Origin of the sequence: Rothia sp. LK2588 (genome assembly GCF_040946465.1) — a bacterium.
Taxonomy (GTDB): Bacteria; Actinomycetota; Actinomycetes; order Actinomycetales; family Micrococcaceae; genus Rothia.
Window position 1 is genome coordinate 715280 of sequence record NZ_JAYWLS010000001.1, and the last position, 17516, is coordinate 732795.

General features: G+C 61.8%; 14 protein-coding genes. 3 read left to right on the forward strand and 11 right to left on the reverse strand.

Translation table 11 applies throughout. The annotated features are described in order from the left end of the window. Nucleotides 1-9 precede the first annotated feature (9 nt). The 10 genes from VVR12_RS03425 to hisI form a co-directional block, all read right to left on the reverse strand. The gene (locus VVR12_RS03425) at nucleotides 10-1473 is read right to left on the reverse strand and encodes a glutamate synthase subunit beta (RefSeq protein ID WP_368549719.1); all 1464 of its coding nucleotides are present in this window, start codon (nucleotides 1471-1473) and stop codon (nucleotides 10-12) included. Beyond that, a complete protein-coding gene (gene gltB, locus VVR12_RS03430; RefSeq protein WP_368549720.1) occupies nucleotides 1466-6139 on the reverse strand; it encodes a glutamate synthase large subunit in 4674 nt (1557 codons plus the stop codon). Before gltB ends, VVR12_RS03425 begins: the two co-directional genes overlap by 8 nt. A 208-nt stretch (nucleotides 6140-6347) precedes the next feature. Further along, complete coding sequence (gene lgt, locus VVR12_RS03435) at nucleotides 6348-7220, reverse strand: prolipoprotein diacylglyceryl transferase (RefSeq protein WP_368549722.1); 873 nt, start codon at nucleotides 7218-7220, stop codon at nucleotides 6348-6350. Next, a complete protein-coding gene (gene trpA / locus VVR12_RS03440; protein WP_368549723.1) occupies nucleotides 7217-8071 on the reverse strand; it encodes a tryptophan synthase subunit alpha in 855 nt (284 codons plus the stop codon). Before trpA ends, lgt begins: the two co-directional genes overlap by 4 nt. Then, a complete protein-coding gene (gene trpB, locus VVR12_RS03445; RefSeq protein WP_368549724.1) occupies nucleotides 8071-9411 on the reverse strand; it encodes a tryptophan synthase subunit beta in 1341 nt (446 codons plus the stop codon). The genes trpA and trpB overlap by 1 nt, the downstream gene beginning before the upstream one ends. 41 nt (nucleotides 9412-9452) lie before the next feature. Then, nucleotides 9453-10283 carry an indole-3-glycerol phosphate synthase TrpC gene (gene trpC, locus VVR12_RS03450; protein ID WP_368549725.1) on the reverse strand — a complete coding sequence of 277 codons (831 nt, stop codon included), beginning with the start codon at nucleotides 10281-10283 and terminating at the stop codon, nucleotides 9453-9455. Nucleotides 10284-10378: 95 nt separating this feature from the next. Then, nucleotides 10379-10630 carry an HGxxPAAW family protein gene (locus VVR12_RS03455; RefSeq protein ID WP_368549726.1) on the reverse strand — a complete coding sequence of 84 codons (252 nt, stop codon included), beginning with the start codon at nucleotides 10628-10630 and terminating at the stop codon, nucleotides 10379-10381. A gap of 108 nt (nucleotides 10631-10738) precedes the next feature. Then, on the reverse strand, nucleotides 10739-11299 hold the full coding sequence (locus tag VVR12_RS03460; protein WP_368549727.1) for a Trp biosynthesis-associated membrane protein: 561 nt from the start codon (nucleotides 11297-11299) through the stop codon (nucleotides 10739-10741). Continuing rightward, nucleotides 11292-12872, reverse strand: a complete 1581-nt coding sequence (locus VVR12_RS03465; RefSeq protein WP_368549728.1) for an anthranilate synthase component I — start codon at nucleotides 12870-12872, stop codon at nucleotides 11292-11294. Before VVR12_RS03465 ends, VVR12_RS03460 begins: the two co-directional genes overlap by 8 nt. A 10-nt stretch (nucleotides 12873-12882) precedes the next feature. Then, a complete protein-coding gene (gene hisI, locus VVR12_RS03470) occupies nucleotides 12883-13239 on the reverse strand; it encodes a phosphoribosyl-AMP cyclohydrolase (RefSeq protein WP_368549729.1) in 357 nt (118 codons plus the stop codon). Between the two features lie 110 nt (nucleotides 13240-13349). Between hisI and VVR12_RS03475 the strand changes: the two genes are divergently transcribed. From VVR12_RS03475 to VVR12_RS03485, 3 genes are all read left to right on the forward strand, one after another. After that, nucleotides 13350-14048 (forward strand): maleylpyruvate isomerase family mycothiol-dependent enzyme, encoded by a 699-nt coding sequence (locus VVR12_RS03475; protein ID WP_368549731.1) that lies wholly within the window; start codon nucleotides 13350-13352, stop codon nucleotides 14046-14048. An 85-nt stretch (nucleotides 14049-14133) separates the two neighbouring features. Further along, nucleotides 14134-15078 (forward strand): DUF1524 domain-containing protein, encoded by a 945-nt coding sequence (locus tag VVR12_RS03480; RefSeq protein WP_368549733.1) that lies wholly within the window; start codon nucleotides 14134-14136, stop codon nucleotides 15076-15078. Between the two features lie 196 nt (nucleotides 15079-15274). Next, nucleotides 15275-16867 carry an amino acid permease gene (locus VVR12_RS03485; RefSeq protein ID WP_368549734.1) on the forward strand — a complete coding sequence of 531 codons (1593 nt, stop codon included), beginning with the start codon at nucleotides 15275-15277 and terminating at the stop codon, nucleotides 16865-16867. Nucleotides 16868-16952: 85 nt separating this feature from the next. Here VVR12_RS03485 and VVR12_RS03490 read toward each other — a convergent pair whose 3' ends face one another. After that, nucleotides 16953-17384, reverse strand: coding sequence for an Lrp/AsnC family transcriptional regulator (locus VVR12_RS03490; protein ID WP_368549735.1), 432 nt, complete (start codon nucleotides 17382-17384; stop codon nucleotides 16953-16955). Nucleotides 17385-17516 lie beyond the last annotated feature (132 nt).

The following is a 17516-nucleotide window of genomic DNA, read 5'->3' on the forward strand; positions in this document are numbered from 1 at the left end:
GATGGTTTTTTACACCGAAAGATCTATAGCGCGATCGGTGGGTGCCACCGGTTCCGGAAGGTTGGTCTTCCCCGTCAGGTACCGCTCGGTGGCCGCCGCGCAGGCGCGTCCTTCGGCGATGGCCCACACCACCAGCGACTGCCCACGACCTGCGTCGCCGCAGGAAAACACACCGGGCACGTTCGTCATATAACTCTCATCGCGTGCCACATTGCGGCGGGCGTCGAGGTCGACTCCAAGTTGCTCAGTGATCGAGCTGGAATCTTGCCCCACAAAGCCCAAGGCCATGAACACCATATCGGCGGGAATCACCCGTTCGGTCCCCTGCTTCGGAGCCCTGCTGCCGTCGTCCCGATATTCGGTCTCCGCGACTTTCAAACCGGTCAACTGACCGTTCTCCCCCACGAATTCCACGGTCGAGGCTAGATAGTGCCGCTCGCCGCCCTCTTCGTGGGAAGACGACACCTCGAAGATTTTCGGGAACATCGGCCAGGGTTCGTGATCGGCGCGGTCCTTCGGCGGTTGCTGGCCGATCGCCAAGGTCGTGATGGACGCCGCCCCCTGGCGCACGGCGGTGCCGATGCAGTCCGATCCGGTATCGCCGCCGCCGAGCACAATCACGTTCTTGCCGGAGGCATCGATAGCCGGGGAATCTTTGAGGCCCGCCTGAACACGATTCGACTCCGTGAGATAGGACATGGCGAAGTGCACACCGTGCAGATCGGCCCCTGGGATGTCCAGCGGTCGCGGCGCGGTGGCTCCGGTAGCCACGATCACCGCATCAAAACGCTTCTTGAGATCGTTCCAGGTGATGTCTTCACCGATGTTCACACCGGGACGGAAACGGGTGCCCTCTGCTTCCATCACGGCTAACCGTCGATCGAGAATCCGCTTCTCGAATTTGAAATCCGGAATGCCGTAGCGCAGCAACCCACCGATGCGATCGTCGCGTTCATAGACCACCACGGTGAACCCCGCCTGAGTGAGTTGCTGGGCGGCGGCCAGACCCGCCGGACCCGACCCCACGACGGCCACCGTTTTGTCTAACATGCGCTCGGGCATGATGGGTTCGATGAGGTTCTCGTCGAACGCGGCCTCACCAATGGCGTACTCGATCTGCTTAATCGTGACCGGCTCTTGGTTGATTCCCAACACGCAAGACGACTCACACGGCGCCGGGCACACGCGACCGGTAAACTCGGGAAAATTATTGGTCGCGTGCATGCGCACCACCGCTTCGGCGGTTTGACCACGCCAGATCAGATCATTCCATTCGGGTATGAGATTGCCCAGCGGGCAACCGGAGTGGCAGAACGGCACGCCGCAGTCCATACACCGGGAGGCCTGGTTCTTCAACACCGCCTCGTTTTGACCCACCTGAACTTCGTCGAAATCCAGGATGCGCACCGAAACAGGTCGCTTGGGGCGGTCTTGCCGATGAGTTACTTTGAGAAATCCACGGGGATCAGCCACGGGTTGCCTCCACAATCTTGTTCCACACGTGCATTGAGTCCGGGTCTTGCCCCTCGTCGTGGGCCTCACCGCGGATCTGCTGAACCCTCGCGAAATCGCGAGGTAGCACCTTGGTCAAACGCCTACTGCTGTTCTCGAAGTCGTCGAGTAATTCTTTCGCTCGCTGGGAGCCCGTCTCACGCAGATGGGTTTCCAGCAGTTCTTGCACCTCTGCGCGGTCGTCCGCACCCAGCTCTACGAAAGTCAGCTCCCCCGATTCTCGGGATTGCTTGTTGACCCGCTTCATATCCAGGTCGAGTACAAAGGCGTATCCCCCAGACATCGCGGCGCCGAAGTTACGCCCGGTTTCACCGATGATGAGGGCTCGTCCGCCCGTCATGTACTCACACCCGTGATCACCGATGCCTTCGACCACGGCGGTCGCCCCGGAGTTGCGTACCAAGAAACGTTCTCCCACGGTGCCGCGCAGATAGATCTCTCCGCTGGTTGCACCGTAACCGATGACGTTACCGGCGACCACGTTATGTTCGGCGTCAAAGGCGGCGCACTCGTCGGGTCGCACGATGACTCGGCCGCCCGAGAGGCCCTTGGCCGTGTAGTCATTGGAGTCGCCGGTAAGCCGGATGGTGACACCCGCCGGGATGAAAGCACCCAGCGATTGGCCTGCGTGGCCGGTCAAGTTCACCTCGATCATGTCATCCGGTAGCGTCTCAACACCGTATTTCGTGGTGACGTGGTACCCCAGCATGGTGCCCACAGCGCGGTCGGTGTTGACCACCGAGGCATCGATGCTGACGCGTTGTCCGAAGTTCAGGGCGTCCGCGGCCTGCTCAATGAGCCGGTTATCGAAGTGTGCTTCGAGCTGGTGATCCTGCCGCTGACGATTGCGCAAACTTGTGTTCTGATCAACTCCCCCGATGGGTTTGAGCATGTTCGTCAGATCCAGACCGTCCGCTTTCCAGTGTGAGATCGCGCGCGAGGAGTCTAGAACCTCGACGTGGCCGATGGCCTCGTCCAGGCTACGGAAACCCAGTTGTGCCAGGTACTCACGGACCTCTTCCGCGATGAACTCGAAAAAGTTCACCACGTGCTCGGCCTGACCCGTGAAGCGCTCACGCAGGGTGGGGTTCTGGGTGGCCACACCCACCGGGCAGGTGTCCAGGTGGCACTTGCGCATCATGATGCACCCCTCAACCACCAGCGGCGCGGTGGCGAAACCATATTCCTCGGCGCCCAAGAGAGCCGCAATGACCACGTCACGACCGGTCTTCAACTGGCCGTCGGCCTGGATAACCACACGATCCCGCAAGCCGTTGAGCAATAGGGTCTGTTGCGCCTCCGCCAGTCCGAGCTCCCACGGTGCGCCGGCGTGCTTGAGCGAATTGAGCGGGGCCGCACCGGTGCCGCCGTCGTGCCCCGAGATGAGTACGACGTCCGCCTTGGCCTTCGTCACACCCGAGGCCACCGTACCGATCCCCAGCTCCGAAACCAGCTTCACGTGAATACGTGCTTGGGGATTGGCCCGCTTGAGGTCGTAGATGAGCTGGGCGAGATCCTCGATGGAGTAGATATCGTGGTGCGGCGGTGGCGAAATGAGGGTCACGCCGGGGGTCGAATGACGGGTTCGAGCCACCCAGGGGTAAACCTTTTGGCTCATCAGCTGCCCGCCCTCGCCGGGCTTAGCACCCTGGGCCATCTTGATCTGGATATCGTCGGCGTTGGCCAGGTACAGGCTGGTTACGCCGAACCGGCCAGAAGCCACCTGTTTGATGGCCGAGCGACGCTGCGGGTCAAGCAGGCGATCGACGTCTTCGCCACCCTCACCCGTGTTCGACTTGGCACCCAGCTGATTCATCGCGATAGCCAGGGTTTCGTGGGCCTCACGGGAGATTGACCCGTAAGACATCGCGCCCGTCGAGAACCGCTTGACGATCTTGGAGACCGGCTCGACTTCATCCAACGGGACCGGGGTTCGGTCGCTGTCGAAAGACAACAACCCGCGCAAGGTCATGAGGTCCTTCGACTGGTCATCCACCAGCTTGGTGTAGGACTTGAAGATGTCATAGCGGCGAGTCTTCGTCGAGTGCTGAAGCCGGAAGATGGTGGCCGGGTTGAACAGGTGCGGGGTGCCGTCCCGACGCCAGTCGTACTCACCGCCGGACTCCAGTTCGCGGTGCGGCACCGAGACACCGTCGTCCGGGTAGGCCCGTTGGTGACGCAGGTGCACCTCTTCGGCGATGACGTCCAGCCCCACCCCGTCCATCTGGGACTGGGTTCCCGTGAAGAATTCGTTGCAGACCCGCTGGGAGAGGCCCAGGGCCTCGAAGGTTTGCGCACCGGTGTAGGAGGAGACCGTCGAAATGCCCATCTTGGACATGATCTTCTGCAGGCCCTTGCCCAACGCCTTGATGAGGTTGTGCACGGCCTCGGATTCGGTCACTCCGGTCAACTCGCCCTCGCGCACCAGCTGCTCGACGGACTCCATCGCCAGGTACGGGTTCACTGCCGAAGCGCCGTAACCGATGAGGCAAGCGACATGGTGCACCTCGCGCACGTCTCCGGCCTCAACGATCAGGGACGCCTTGGTGCGCGTTGCCGAGCGCAGCAGATGGTGGTGCACGGCGGCGGTCAGCAGAAGCGACGGGATCGGTGCCCATTTACCGTTCGAGTGACGGTCCGAGAGGATGATGTGGTGCACTCCGCGGTTGACCGCCGCGGAGACCTTCTCACAAATTTCTGACAGTCGCGCCCGTAAGGCCTCCTCGCCGCCGGAGGGGTCGTAGAGGCCGCGCACCTTCAGCGCCACGTCCATGCCGTCTTCGTCGGTGACGTGAGCGATCTTATCCAACTGATCATTGTCGATCACCGGGAAGTCGATCACGATCTGCGAGGTACGCACCTGACCGTTGCGCAACACGTTGCCCTCGGGGCCGATGGAGGTGCGCAGAGAGGTTACCAGTTCTTCTCGGATGGAATCCAAGGGCGGGTTCGTGACCTGCGCGAAGGACTGGACGAAGTAGTCAAAGAGCAGGCGTGGCCGGTTGGCCAGCACCGCGATGGGGGTGTCGGTTCCCATTGCGTAAATGGGCTCAGCACCGGTTTCGGCCATAGGTCCGAGGATCTTTTTGAGTTCCTCTCTCGTATAGCCGAAGGTCTGTTGACGGAGCGTCATCGAAGAACGCGGGTAGCGGATATGCTCGCGTTCGGGCAGTTCGGACAATTGGGTCGTGGACTCCCGTAGCCACTGACGCCACGGACGGGCGGCAGCCACCTCGGCTTTGATTTGTTCATCCGAGATGATCTTGCCTTTGGCAGTATCGACGAAGAACATCTTGCCGGGGCTGACCCGGCCCTTCTGCACGATGTGCTCCTCCTCGACATCGATGATGCCGACCTCTGAACCCAGCACCACCAAACCGTCGTCGGTCACCCAGTAACGGGCCGGGCGCAGTCCGTTACGGTCCAGGATCGATCCCACGCGGTCACCATCCGTGAAAGCAATAGCCGCAGGTCCGTCCCAGGGTTCCATCAACGTAGCGTGGTAGGCATAGAATGCCCGCCGGTCCTCGTCCATGGTCTCGTGATTTTCCCAGGCCTCGGGCACCATCATCATCATGACGTGCGGGGCTGAGCGTCCCGAGAGCAACAACAACTCGGCCACTTCGTCAAATGACTGAGAATCGCTGGCTCCTACCGAACAGATGGGAAAGAGCTCTTCGGGGTTACGCCCCAGAAGGGGCGACTTTAGCTGTGATTGCCGGGCTCGCATCCAGTTGCGATTGCCCTTGACGGTATTGATCTCACCGTTGTGTGCGATCGTGCGGAAGGGTTGAGCCAGCGGCCACGAGGGAAAGGTGTTGGTCGAGAATCGGGAGTGCACGATGGCCAGCTTCGTGGCGAATCGCTCGTCCGAGAGGTCCGGATAAAACGGTTCCAACTGGGCGGTGGTCAGCATGCCCTTATACACGATGGTTCGCGAGGAGAAGGAGGGGAAGTAAACCCCCAACTTGTGTTGCGCGCGTTTGCGTACGCGGAATGCCTTCTGATCTAGCTGCAGGCGTTCGGCGTCCTCATCCAAATCGATGACGGGGATGTGCCCGGTGAACGGCGCGGCGACGGCGTCGTGTTCGGCAACCGAAGCCTCGGTGATGAACATCTGCATGAAGTGCGGCATCACACGGCGGGCAGAGGCACCCACAAGTTCCGGGACGATCGGCACCTCGCGCCAACCCAAGACGGTCAGTCCCTCGGCGCGGGCGATCGCTTCGAGCGACTGCAAGAGTTCTTGTTCGTCTTTGGTGTCCGTGGGCAGAAAAGCGGTACCGACGGCATACTTACCGGCGGCGGGAAGCTCAAAATCTACGACCGCGCGGAAGAATTCATCGGGTATTTGCACGAGGATGCCCGCGCCGTCTCCGGTGCCTTCATCCGCACCCACAGCTCCTCGGTGTTCCAACCGTCGCAAGGCCACCAGCGCGTGATCGACGATGTCGTGGTGCGCCTCGCCGGTCAGGGTGGCGATCATCGCCAGACCACAGGCGTCCTTCTCGTTCTCTGGGTGGTAGAGACCTGTCTGCTCGGGGAGATCGGCGAAGGTTTCGAACGGGGACGGCGCCTCGCGCGAGTTCTCGTTGTCCAGACGATCGGTATGTGGGGATTCTGTCATCGAGAACCGATTCCTCTCCGAGGGGTTGGGGTGGTTAACATTTCATTGTTCTCTGTTTTGCCACACCAGAGCACACAATCTCAATGAGAAACATAAATTTGCTCAGTATGTGAACGTCTTTCACACATAAAACAAACCCGGCCCCGCCGGCGGTGACTGAAAACGTCACCCCGGCGAGGCCGAGCAACAGAGCTGTGGTTGACGGGGACTACTCCCCCTCGCGGACCGCTACACTCTTTCTTTTTCTGGCTCCTGCGATCAGGAATCCCAGCAGGCCCAAGAGGATCAGCGCCCCAGATGTCCAGATATGGATGCGCAACCCTCCGAGAGTTTGGGCTGCGTCGATGCGTAGAAACATCTCGATCATGAAGCGCCCCACTCCGTACCAGAGCACATACAGCCAGAAGGTCTGCCCCAGTTTCAGCGCCCAGCGACGGCCCACAAAGAGCAACACCATGGCCCCCAGCAGGTTCCACAGCGACTCATAAAGGAATGTGGGGTGAAAGAGTGTACCCGGCGGATACTGGGAGGGAAAATTCACCGAATTCTGGCTGATCTCCAGACCCCAGGGCAGGTCGGTGGGTTTTCCAAAGAGCTCCTGGTTGAACCAGTTTCCCCACCGCCCGCAGGCCTGGGCGATGAGAATCCCCGGGGCCGCGGCGTCCGCAAACCTGGTCAGCGAGACGCCCAGACGGCGACAGGCGATAAATGCACCGAGCGCTCCCACGGTGATGGCACCCATGATGCCGATGCCACCCTCCCAGATTTTGGCCCAGCCCCAGGGATCAGCGCCCGGGCCGAAATAGGACGCGGGGTCGGTGATCAGGACGTGGTACGCGCGGGCACCAACCAGGCCGAAGGGAATAGCCCACAGGGCGATATCCCACACAGCCTCAGGGTCTTGCCCCATGCGTTCCCAGCGACGGGTGGTCAACCACAGACAGATCGCGATACCAGCCAGAATGCACAGCGCGTAGAAGTGGATGCGAAGTGGCCCCACATCGAAACCGCTCAGCGACGGCGAAGGGATCGACGCAACAACTAACCCCTGGGAGACCCCCGCGCTCAGCGCTGCGCTCACGCGGTGCGTCCTGCCAGTTCGGCGGTCAGCTTGCCCACAGCCTCCGGCCCACCGTCTTGCAGAGCCTTGACCAGCGCGGTGCCCACGATCACGCCGTCAGCATACGCGCCGATTTCTTCGACGTGTTCGCGGCGAGAAACACCCAGGCCAACGCACACGTTCGGGGCACCCGCAGTGCGAAGGTTCTCGACCAACGTCTGCGCGGCGGAATTCACCGAGGAACGCGCCCCGGTCACTCCCATGACCGAGACAGCGTAGACAAATCCCGAGGAGGCCTGGGAGACAAGATTTAAACGCTCGGTGGAGCTCGAGATGGCCGCCAGGAAGATGCGGTCAAGACCATATTTCGCGGAGGCTGTAAACCAGGCCGAGGCTTCGTCGGGGATGAGGTCGGGGGTGATCATTCCGGCGCCGCCCGCTTCGGCAAGGTCCCGCGCGAAGTTCTCCACACCGTAGCGGAGAATGGGATTCCAATAGGTCATCACCACCACGACGGCGTCGGTAGCCGCGGTGATCTCTCGGACAGCGCGGAAGGTATCACGCAGGCGGAAACCATTCTCGATGGCCGCGGCGGTCGCCTTCTGAATCACCGGTCCGTCCATGACAGGATCGGAGTAGGGCACGCCGAGCTCAATGATGTCGGCACCGTTGTTTCCCAGCTCGATAGCGGCGGCAATTGATTCGTCCACCGAGGGGTATCCAACCGGCAGATAACCGATCAGCGCGCTCCGGCCTTCATCGCGGCACCGCTGCAGGCGTTGCGCCAGCGGGGAATCCGGGTTGCGCGGCGGGAACTTCTTGTCGATGACGGAGTAGGGTGAGAGTCCCGAGATCTTGTCTTGGTACGTCATTACTTCTGGTCTCCTTCGGCGGCGGCCTGCACGCGTTCGTTGGTTTCTTCGGTATTACCGGTAGACAGGGTGGACGACGGGATCGCCTTGCCCAGGCCGAACCAGTTCAGGGCGGTGGTCATGTCTTTGTCCCCTCGACCGGAGAGGCAAACGATCATAATCTTCTCGCGTGCCCCTTCAGGGTCTTCTTGTGCCCATTCGAGGGCCACCCGCTGCGCGCCGGCCAGAGCGTGAGCAGACTCCAGCGCCGGGATTATTCCTTCGGTGCGGCAGAGCAGACGCAACGCCTCCATCGCCTCGGTATCGGTGACCGGCTGATAGCTGACGCGGCCGATGTCGTTGAGGTAGGAGTGTTCGGGGCCGACGCCGGGGTAATCCAGGCCGGCAGAAATCGAATGGGATTCGATGATCTGCCCGTCGTCGTCCTGCATCAGATACGTCACGGCGCCGTGCAACATTCCAGGGCGGCCCAACTTGATGGTGGCCGCGTGACGGCCGGTCTCCACGCCGTCGCCACCGGCTTCGAATCCGTAGATCTTCACGTTGCTATCGTCGAGGAACGCGTGGAACATACCGATCGCGTTGGAGCCACCGCCCACGCAGGCGGCGATGCCGTCAGGCAACCGACCGGTTGCTTCGAGGATCTGCTCCCGGGCCTCGGTACCGATGGCGTCGTGGAAGAAACGCACCATGGCGGGGAAAGGATGGGCGCCGGCGGCGGTTCCCAACAGGTAGTGGGTGGTATCGACGTTGGCCACCCAGTCGCGCAATGCCTCGTTGATCGCGTCTTTGAGAGTGCGGGATCCGGTTTGTACCGCGATCACCTTGGCCCCCAACAACTGCATGCGGGCCACGTTGAGCGCTTGGCGATTGGTGTCTTCTTCACCCATGTAGACCACGCATTCCATGCCGAACAGCGCGGCAGCCGTAGCAGTAGCCACGCCGTGCTGACCTGCGCCGGTCTCGGCAATCAGACGAGTCTTGCCCATGCGGCGCGCCAGCAGGGCCTGCCCGATCACGTTGTTGATCTTGTGGGATCCGGTGTGGTTGAGGTCTTCACGCTTCAAGAAGAAGCGCACTCCCCCGGCGTGTTCAGAAAAACGAGGAATCTCGGTCAACAGAGAGGGACGATTGGAGTACTCGGAAGACAGTCGACGGAACTCATCCATGAACTCTTCGTCTTCTTTGGCCTTGTTGAAGGTCTCCTCGAGCTCCTCCATTGCCGCCATGAGCGACTCAGGCATCCATTGCCCGCCGTACTCACCGAAGTACGGGCCCGGGGCGTTCTTCAGCGATTCGGGCTGTTGCCCCAGGAATTTATCTGCCAGGTTGTCAGTCATGATGCCTGCCTTTGTCGTGGATAGGGATGAGTTGGGGAAATCTAAGATTGGGAGCGGCTGAGGTATTTCTGTCGGGCGGCGCCCCCTGCCTGCGCGAATGAGTTCACCGCGGCGGTGGGATCGCCGGACGTCACCAGCGCCTCGCCCACGAGCACTGCCTGCGCACCGTGGCTGGCATAATCGGCGACGTCCTGCGGGCCGGCCACCCCCGACTCCGCCACGATAATGACGCCGCTGGGCAGGTGCTCGGCGAGACGAGCGAAGTGGGAGTTGTCCACGTCGAGGGTCTTCAGGTTGCGCACGTTGACACCGATGATGCGTGCACCGGCGGTGCGAGCGCGTTCTACCTCTTCGACGGTGTGGGTCTCCACGAGCGCGTTCATACCGAGTTCGTGGGTCAGCTCGAGAAAACGCTTGAGCGTGTCGTCATCGAGGGCCGCGACGATGAGCAACACGAGGTCTGCCCCATAGGCGCGGGCCTCCCAAATTTGATATTCGTCGACCGTGAAGTCTTTGCGGAGCACCGGGATAGATACTCGCTGGCGCACGGCGGTCAGATCGGCCAGTGAACCTTTGAAGCGACGTTGTTCGGTCAGCACGGAGATAGCGGTAGCACCTCCGGATTCGTACCGGGCAGCCAGCTCCGCGGGGTCGGCGATGGCCGCCAGTTCGCCCTTGGAGGGCGAAGACCGCTTGACCTCGCAGATGAGCTGAACCGTGTCGTCCGTGGCACCGGAGAGACGGGCGAAAGCGTCGATGGCGGGCGGCTGCGCGGTCGCACGCTCTTTAAGCTCAGCCAGGGATACCTGTTCCTGGCGCTGCCGCATATCTTCGACCACGCCTTCGATGATGCTATCCAAAACGGTGGGCATCGTTACCTTCTTACCTCGTCGAATATCTCGTTACCAGTATAAAGAAGCGCCCCGCGAAACCAGCGGGGCGCTTGAGGCCGTCTCACAGAACGGTATTAGTGATGCTTATACTTGGTGCGTGCACCGCCCTGGCCAAAGCCAGCAGCGCGCATCGCAATACCGGCGACGATGCCGAGCACAACAATCACTAGACCCAGAATGAGCAGGGTCTGGCTGAAGATCGAAAAGCCAACGGCCCCGACGATCACGCCCAAGCAGACCAACGATACGAGCACCCAAGCGGCGACGGTGTTGCCGTGGTTGGGGTACGGGGTGGGAGACAGAAGCTCCACGTGCTTTTCAGCCATTACTCTCCTCGAGTTTCCTATCAGTCAAAACCTAGTGACGTATTCTCTTTTATTCTAGGTCACTTCAGGGGCATGTCACATCATCGATGCCCACTTTAACCCCAAATTTTAGCGGGTGGGGTCGTGACCGGCGGTCAGGGAGTCCCAGGTGTCGATCTCGTCCATATCTTCGTGATCGGTCACGACGTGGCGTTCGTACTTGGTGCGCGTCGCCCAGCCGCGGCTGGCGTAGACCGCCCAGAGGGCTGCCAAGAGATACAGCACACCGCAAGCGGCTGCGAACCAGGGCCATGCGCTGAGGTGGTAATCGGCACCGGGGCCTACTACCCCGGTGGCTTTGCCGACTTCGGTCATGGACGCCGCGGCGGGGTCTGTCACGACCGCCAACGCAGCCCAGGCCAGCGCTACACCGGTAACGGCCATCATTGCGCAGATGAGCCACCGCACCTTGGGACCTGCGATGCGCAGTGCCAGTGTGGCGGCGAGCGCCACGAGCGCCAGAGAGGTCACGGCGGGTGCGGCGTCCGCCCCGGTGACCTTGACCTGGGAGTTGTTGATGGAGGTGTGTGCCTGCACGGTGATCCAGGTGGTGAGGGAGGATCCGAAGGCGAGGGCCGCCGGGGTGAGGGCCATGAGCATGACCCGGCCGGGTTGGGTGTACTTATTCATCGATATCTACGGTAGTTGTTGCCAGGGGTGTGAGTCCATTGGCGGTAATGACGGCTCTCAGGGGTGCGGCTGATTTGTTGATGGTTTCTTGGGCTTCGGAGGCTGGGTCGGAGTCCATGACGATGCCTGCGCCGGCTTGCACGTATGCGGTGTTGTTTTTGAGGACTGCTGTGCGGATGGCGATGGCCATGTCCATGTTTCCGGCGAAATCGAAGTAGCCGCAGACTCCCCCGTAGACTCCGCGAGCGCAGGGTTCGTATTCGTCCAGCAGCTGCATGGCGCGCGGTTTGGGCGCGCCGGAGAGGGTACCGGCGGGGAACGCCACGCGCAGCACATCGTAGGCAGTGTGGCCTTCGCGCAGCTGGGCGGTGACGGTGGAGGAGATGTGCATGATGTGGCTGAACCGCTCGATCTCCATGAACTGGCTGACGTCGACGGTGCCGGGCACCGCGATGCGGGAGATGTCGTTGCGGGCGAGGTCGACGAGCATGAGGTGCTCGGAGCGTTCCTTCTCGTCGGCCAGCAGCTCTTCGGCCAGCGCCTGATCTTCGGAGCGGGTGGTCCCGCGCGGTCGGGAACCGGCGATGGGGTGGGTGGTGGCGGTGCCATCGGTGAGGGTCACCAACGCCTCGGGCGAGGAGCCGACGATGTGGAAGGGTTCGCCGTCTGCGGTGGCGAAGTTGTAGAGGTACATGTAGGGCGAGGGGTTGGCCTGGCGCAGGACGCGGTAGGTGTCGAAGGCGCTGGCGCGGGCCTCGGTTTCGAAGCGTCGGGAGATGACGATCTGGAAGACGTCGCCGTCGATGATGTTCTTTTTGGCCAGGTCGATGGCGTTGAGGAAGCCCTGTTCGTCCCAGGTGTGATGGACGTCGTGGGCGATGCGCTCAGGGATGTCCTCGACGCCGGAGAGGGTGGCGACGGTGTCGTCGGCGATGGGGTGGGCGAGTTTGTCGAGCATGGCGTGCACGCGGGCGACGGCGTCGTCGTAGGCCTCGTCGATGTTTTCGTCGGTGCCGTTGAAGTTCACCGCGTTGGCCACGAGGGTGACGGTGGAGTCGGTGTTGTCGTGGATGGCCATGTCGGTGACCAGGTTCAGCGCGAATTCGGGGAGGTTGACGTCGTCGGCGGGTCGGTGCGGCAGTTTCTCCCAGTGGCGCACGACGTCCCAGCCGAGGTATCCGACGAGCCCGGAGGTCAGCGGGGGCAGGCCGGGCAGGGGCTCGGTGTGCAGCATGGCCAGGGTGTCGCGGATCGCTTCGACGGGGTCGCCGGTGGTGGGTGCGCCGGCGGGGGTCTCGCCCTGCCAGAGGATCTGCCCGTCGTGGGTGGTGAGGGTGGCGCGGGAGTTGGCACCGATGAAGGAGTAGCGCGACCATTGGGCGCCTTCGGCTGCGGATTCGAGCAGGAAGGTGCCGGGGGCGGGTTGTCCGCCGCGGGTGACCAGGTTGCGGTAGATGCCGATCGGGGTGTGGGCGTCGGCGAGCACCTTCACGCGCACGGGGATGACGCGGCGGTCGCGGGCGAGTGCGCGGAATTCGGCGCGGGTGGGTTCGATGATTCCGAGGTTCTGCATGGGTGCCTTCCTATGACTCTAGGACGTGGGCGGGCAGGTGGCCGCCGGCTTCGAAACAGGTTCTGGTTCCGGTGTGGCAGGCGGGGCCTACCTGGTCGACGAGAACGAGCAGGGCGTCACCGTCGCAGTCGATGCTGACTTCTTGGACGAGTTGGATGTTCCCGGAGGTGTCGCCCTTGCGCCAGTATTCCTGACGGGAGCGGGACCAGAAGGTCACGCGGCCTTCGGTGAGTGTGCGGTGCAGCGCTTCGTCGTCCATGTAGCCGAGCATGAGCACCTGCAGGGTGGCCGAGTCTTGGATGATGGCGGCGATCAGACCGTTGGAGTCGCGTTTGAGGCGGTCGGCCAGAGATGCCGGGAGCGTCATGGCGTGGGGGCCTTTCGTAGACCGGGAAACGAGCTTCTTTCTACTGTAAACCACCGCGAGGGTTCGTGCCCTGGCCCGTGTTCACACCGTGAACGTGAGACGATAAAGACATGACAAACACACAGCATACTTCCGATACATCCGACGCCCTCGACAACGGCACTGCACACGGTATCGAGGTGGTCGCCGGCACCGAGGCGATCGCCGAGGCGCGCGAATTGCTCGTGCAGGCACTGCTCGAGGCTCAGCCCACCGATCCCACCCTCTGTGAAGGATGGCAGGCTCGCCACATGGTGGCCCACCTCGTACTGCGCGAGACTTCCCCGCTGACCGCCGCCGGGGTGCTGGGCGGCCCGTTGGGCGCTCGCACGGAGCGCAAGACCGATGAGCTTGCCCAGCGCCTGAGCGATCAGCGGGCCTACTCCGAGGAGATTGCCCGCTTCGCGGGCCTGCGCGGTTACGCTCAGATGCGCACCCGCGCCCCGAAGATTGACCAGGCGATGAATTTGCTGGAGTACGTGGTGCACGCCGAAGACGTGCGCCGCGCCCAGCCCGGTCACGAACGCTCGCAGTTCTCGCCTGAGGGGCGGCAGCAGATCTGGAAGGCGCTTCGGGCTGCCGCTCGCCCGCTGGCCGGTCGCGACTACCCCGACGGGCTCGTCCTGGAGTCTGCCGGCATGACGCCGGTGGCCCACACCGTGCGCGCAGCACGCGACGGCGCGGTGGCCACGGTGCTTTCGGGTGCGCCCGAGGAACTGGTGCTCTACCTCTTCGGCCGCACCGAGGTCGCCGAGGTCAAGGTGCAGTAATCTTCTGTAGTGCGTTTGGCCTTCTCACAGCCTGAGGGAGTAAGCTCGCTACGTTCTGCCCGTCGTTTACTTCCCCTAAAGGCCCATGAGAAACCGTTTCGCCACCGTCATCTGCCTGTTCGCTGTCATGCTGATGGTGGTGCTGACGGGGTGTTCGGCGTGGGGTAACCGGCACGTCAGCGCCTCGGCGCAGGAGGCCCTGGACAAGCTGAACACCCTGCAGGTCAAGGGCCGCGCGCCGAAGACCGGGTACAGCCGTGACCAGTTCGGGCAGGCCTGGGCGGACGTCGACCACAACCACTGCGATACCCGTAATGATATTTTGCGGCGGGATTTGACGTCGACGCATGTCAAGGACGGGTGTTCGGTGTTGACCGGGGTGTTGCATGACCCGTATATGGGGTCGACGATTAATTTTGTGCGCGGCCCGAAGAGTTCCGATGCGATTCAGATTGACCACGTGGTCGCGTTGTCGGATGCATGGCAGAAGGGCGCGCAGGATTTGAGCGCCTCGCAGCGCGAGAAATTGGCCAACGATCCGATGAATTTGTTGGCGGTGGACGGTCCGACGAACCAGGGTAAGGGCGATTCGGACGCCGCGACGTGGTTGCCGCCGCGTAAGGAGTTCCGGTGCACCTATGTCTCGAAACAGGTGGATGTGAAGGCGAAGTATCACTTGTGGGTGACTCAGGCGGAGAAGGACGCCATCGCATCGACGTTGAAGAATTGCGCTTCTGATCCGGCCGGCCCTGCCGGGCCGACCAATGCGGAGGGCGTTGCCGGATCGTCGAGCTCTGCCGGCTCGTCCCCCACGACCTCCACGCCCGCCGCCGAGAACCCTTCCGATTCAGCTAGTGCATCGAGTCAGCCTCAAGCTTCTGCCTCCGCCGCGACTGATACCGCCGCGAATGAAGTGTATTACCCCAATTGTGCTGCGGCCCGTCAGGCTTCCGCCGCCCCGATCCACTCCGGTGAACCCGGATACCGGCCTGGCTTGGACGGAGACCGCGACGGGGTGGCCTGTGATTAGGTTTATAACGATGGTCTGAGCCTTGAGCCCCTCAAGCGGGGATAAAAAAAATTTGAGTGTTTCAAATTACACCTCAGTGTGGTGCGGGTCTATACTGAACCATTGCTACATCCCTTAGTTGAACCAAGCGCCGGTTTTCCGGTGCTGTACATCATCGCGGGAAACGTCTGTTTCCCCCTCAACCAAAGGTTCTTATATGTCAGACCTTTCTCACCGTCGCCCTGGCGACGTTGACCTTTCAACGCAATCGGTTGCCTCGGCCGAGGGTGTCAATGAAGACGCCTTCGCGCACGAGCAAGACGGTTTTCATAAGGGCCTCGGCGCCCGCCAGCTGCAGATGATCGCAATCGGTTCCGCCATCGGTACCGGTTTGTTCTTGGGCACCGGTGGCCGCCTGGCCATTGCGGGTCCCTCACTGGCGATCATCTACGCGATCTGTGGTTTCTTCGGTTACCTGATTCTGCGTGCGCTGGGTGAGCTCATCGTCCACCGCCCCTCTTCCGGTTCCTTCGTCTCGTACACGCGTGAGTTCTACGGCGAAAAGTCCGCCTACTTCGCCGGCTGGTTGTACTGGCTCAACTGGGCGATGACCGCAGTGGCCGACGCGACCGCCATCGCGATCTACATTGCCTGGTTCGGTCAGTACTCACCGTTCATTGCGAACATTCCGCAGTGGCTGACCGCCCTAGTGGTCGTGCTGATTGTGGTTTCTATGAACCTGATCTCCGTGAAGGTCTTCGGCGAGCTGGAATTCTGGTTTGCATTCATTAAGGTTCTCGCCCTGTTGATCTTCATGGTGGTCGGCATCTGGTTGCTGATCACCGGCCACCCCAGTGGTAGCCCGGTCGGTTTCACCATGTTCAACGAAAACGGCGGGTTCTTCCCGATGGGTGTCTTCCCCGCCATGCTCGTGGTGCAGGGTGTTGTCTTCGCGTACGCTGGTATCGAGCTGGTCGGTACCACCTCGGGTGAGACCCGCAACGCCGAGAAGATCATCCCCAAGGCCATCAACACCGTGATCCTGCGTATCGCCGTATTCTACGTGGGTGCCGTGATCCTGCTGTGCTTGTTGTTGCCCTACACCACCTACACCGACACCGAATCGCCCTTCGTGACCTTCTTCAACTCGATCGGCGTGGACTACGCTGCACCGATCATGCAGCTGGTCGTGATCACCGCCGCCGCCTCGTCGATGAACGCTGGCATGTACTCCACCGGCCGTATTCTGCACTCGATGTCGGTGGCTGGTTCCGCACCGCGCTTCGCGTCGAAGCTGTCAAAGTCTGGCGTTCCCGTGGCCGGTATCTTGATGACTACCGTGGTGGCGCTCTTTGGCGTGGCCCTGAACGCTGTGGTTCCCGAACAGGCCTTCGAGATCGTGCTCAACATCGCCTCGATAGGCACCATGGTCAGCTGGGCCGCGATCTCCCTGTCGCACCTGAAGTTCCTCAAACTGGCCAAGCAGGGTCTCTACTCGCGCCCAGGATACCGTGCCCCGGGTGGCGTGTTCAGCGACTGGGCCGTGCTGATCTTCATCGCGGTGGTCGTCGTCCTGATGGCTCTGGACTACCCTGTGGGTACCTACACCCTCGGCTTCACCGTGCTCATCGTGATCCCGCTACTGATATGGGGTTGGACGCGTGTGCGTGACCGCGTTGAAGAGTTGGCTCGTGTGCGCGAAGGCTACACCGGTCAGTTCCCGACGTTGGCCCACCGCCCCGGTGTGGACTCAACCCGCGACCGTCCCAACGTCATCCGTCACGTGCGGGTAGACCGCGACGAACACTAACCGGACGTCTGCCTCAAACATCGACCCCCGCGTTGCCCCTGAGAAGGTGGCCCACGCGGGGGTCGTTCTATGTCAAATAATCCGCTCAGCGTGCGACGGTGGTCAGCAGAAGGTTGGTCTGGGAATTCACCACTCCGGGCACGGAGCGGATTTTGCCTAACACCCGATCGAAATCGGCGAGGTTCGCACAACGCAGTTCTAAGATCAAATCCCACTCCCCGTTGGTGGTGTGAATGGTCTGAATCTCGGGGATTCCGCCGAGACGTAGCGAGACTTTCCGGGTGGAATTCCGTTCCACTTCAAGGTTCGATAACGCGTGAATGATTCCAGGCTCGGTATCTTCATGCGTGCGGACCGTATACCCGAGGATGACCCCCGAGGCCTCGAGCTTCGACATGAGACGGGTGACGGTCGTTCGGGAGACCTTGAGCCGCTGGGCTAAGACCGACACCGGAGCCCTGCCATCCACGCGGAGCTGCGCGAGCAGGGAGCTTTCAAGTTCTGTGAGACGAGGCATAGCAAAATGATAAATTGAGCGCATCAGATTGCACAATTTCAGGGCGAATCGCTACAGATGCACCCCTACGCGGTGTTCATATTGCCCCTTAAGATAGGGCTGTTATTGGATGTAGTGCCCATCACCACTATC

What these genes read in the sequence shown, in the direction of transcription:
- VVR12_RS03490 (WP_368549735.1), bottom strand. Translation starts at nt 17,384, where the DNA reads ATGCCTCGTCTCACAGAACTTGAAAGCTCCCTGCTCGCGCAGCTCCGC.
- trpA (WP_368549723.1), bottom strand. Translation starts at nt 8,071, where the DNA reads ATGACGTACCAAGACAAGATCTCGGGACTCTCACCCTACTCCGTCATC.
- trpC (WP_368549725.1), bottom strand. Translation starts at nt 10,283, where the DNA reads ATGCCCACCGTTTTGGATAGCATCATCGAAGGCGTGGTCGAAGATATG.
- gltB (WP_368549720.1), bottom strand. Translation starts at nt 6,139, where the DNA reads ATGACAGAATCCCCACATACCGATCGTCTGGACAACGAGAACTCGCGC.
- trpB (WP_368549724.1), bottom strand. Translation starts at nt 9,411, where the DNA reads ATGACTGACAACCTGGCAGATAAATTCCTGGGGCAACAGCCCGAATCG.
- VVR12_RS03455 (WP_368549726.1), bottom strand. Translation starts at nt 10,630, where the DNA reads ATGGCTGAAAAGCACGTGGAGCTTCTGTCTCCCACCCCGTACCCCAAC.
- VVR12_RS03465 (WP_368549728.1), bottom strand. Translation starts at nt 12,872, where the DNA reads ATGCAGAACCTCGGAATCATCGAACCCACCCGCGCCGAATTCCGCGCA.
- hisI (WP_368549729.1), bottom strand. Translation starts at nt 13,239, where the DNA reads ATGACGCTCCCGGCATCTCTGGCCGACCGCCTCAAACGCGACTCCAAC.
- VVR12_RS03485 (WP_368549734.1), top strand. Translation starts at nt 15,275, where the DNA reads ATGTCAGACCTTTCTCACCGTCGCCCTGGCGACGTTGACCTTTCAACG.
- VVR12_RS03480 (WP_368549733.1), top strand. Translation starts at nt 14,134, where the DNA reads ATGAGAAACCGTTTCGCCACCGTCATCTGCCTGTTCGCTGTCATGCTG.
- VVR12_RS03475 (WP_368549731.1), top strand. Translation starts at nt 13,350, where the DNA reads ATGACAAACACACAGCATACTTCCGATACATCCGACGCCCTCGACAAC.
- VVR12_RS03460 (WP_368549727.1), bottom strand. Translation starts at nt 11,299, where the DNA reads ATGAATAAGTACACCCAACCCGGCCGGGTCATGCTCATGGCCCTCACC.